Here is a 1,601-nt window from a genome sequence, read left to right as displayed (position 1 = left end):
CTGGCCGGTCGGAGTTGACAGGTAGGTATTTGATTCCGTGCAACAGGGTGCTGTCGTTCGGATCGGGTTCGCCCGCAAGGTGAGGCGGAGGAAACGCTCGGAGAGTGCCTGCAGCCCGATGTTGAGTTCCACGCTAGTGAGCGGCACGCCGAGGCGAGCGTGAACACCGGTGCCAAAGCCGATGTGTTCGCGGGCGTTGACGTGAGCGGCATCGAAGTCGCCGGGGTGTTCGAAGACGGTAGAGCCTTCGAGCGCCGAAGGCGCCCGACACTCGTGCGCGCGATCAGGAATCCCTGTGGTATTCGTCGTTCATCAGGATCGAGACGCCACGCCAGCCCCAATAGACCCGGTGGGCCAGGATCAAGCCTTCCTCGATCTCCATCACCTCAACGAAATCCATTTGCTCGCCCTGCGGTGTCATGCGCGGATACTCCCAGGTCGCTCGCCGGCCGTCGGTGAAAAAGCCGGCCCGGTGATAGGTGCGCAGCTTTGGGGTCCGGGCTACCACCTCGGCGAGGAACGGCCGTAGTTGCGCGTGGCCTCGGCGAACTCCAACTCCGGTGATGTGGGCGGCTACGGGGCTCTCCAACGTTGCATCGGGCGCATAACAGGCGAGCAGGGCCTCCAGGTCATGGGCGGCCAGGGCGCTCTCCCACGCGTGCATCACTTCCTCGATCGCGCCAGGCGAGGCGGTCGCGTTCGCTGCGGTGTCGTAGGTGTCCATAGCCTCATCTTGACGCCAAATCACTTCGGCGCCGTCCGAAACGTCCGCCCCCTATCGTGGTGGCATGTCGGGCAATCCTGCTATCGCAATCGCCGCCGGGCACGGCGGTGACGCCGATATCTCCAGCGTTGCCGCACTGATCGGCGAGCGTGCTCGTGCCCGGGTGTTGATGGCGTTACTCGATGGCCGCGCGCTGCCGGCCAGCGTGCTGGCTGCCGAAGCTGGGGTGGCCGCTTCGACGGCTAGCGAACATCTTGCCCGGCTCGTTGACGCCGGCCTGCTGACCGTGACCCGTCAAGGCCGTGGCCGCTACTTTCGTCTGGCCGGCCCGCCCGTCGCCGAAGCTCTAGAGGCACTCGCCCGGATCTCTGCGCCCGAGCCGATCCGCTCCCTGCGGCAAGGAACGCGTGCCCACGCGCTGCGCCGCGCCCGCACTTGCTACAACCACCTGGCCGGGAGGCTGGGGGTTGCGATCATGAGTGCGATGCTCGACCGGGACCTGCTCGTGGGCGGCGACGGACGCCATCGCCCCGACGAAGCCGCCGCGGACCGACTGTCGGCTCCCGGAACCGACCTCACCTACCGGCTCACCGCAAAAGGGCGAGACACCCTGAGCGCCTGCGGTATAGACCTGGCCGCCCTGAGCGGCAGCAAGCCCATGATCCGGTACTGCGTGGACTGGTCCGAACAACGCCACCACCTCGCCGGGGCGCTCGGAGCCGCGCTTACCCGACGCCTGTTCGAGCTGGACTGGATCCGTCACATCAGTCAACGCCGCGCAGTTGTGCTCACCGACGCCGGACGGCAAGGGCTCAACGAAACCTTCGGAGTACCGGAAAACTGGGATTGACGAGAGCGGCGGCGAATTCACACGCAC

General features: G+C 66.4%; 2 protein-coding genes. One reads left to right on the top strand and one right to left on the bottom strand.

Annotated elements, in window-relative coordinates; translation table 11 throughout:
* Window positions 1–283 precede the first annotated feature (283 nt).
* Complete coding sequence (locus tag A5652_RS21720) at window positions 284–724, bottom strand: nuclear transport factor 2 family protein (RefSeq protein ID WP_067356535.1); 441 nt, start codon at window positions 722–724, stop codon at window positions 284–286.
* Between the two features lie 64 nt (window positions 725–788).
* Between A5652_RS21720 and A5652_RS21715 the strand changes: the two genes are divergently transcribed.
* Window positions 789–1,574 (top strand): helix-turn-helix transcriptional regulator, encoded by a 786-nt coding sequence (locus A5652_RS21715; protein ID WP_067356532.1) that lies wholly within the window; start codon window positions 789–791, stop codon window positions 1,572–1,574.
* Window positions 1,575–1,601 lie beyond the last annotated feature (27 nt).

This window comes from Mycobacterium sp. 1165178.9 (assembly GCF_001673555.1).
Classification (GTDB): domain Bacteria; phylum Actinomycetota; class Actinomycetes; order Mycobacteriales; family Mycobacteriaceae; genus Mycobacterium.
This window is presented reverse-complemented; position numbering and strand designations above follow the sequence as displayed.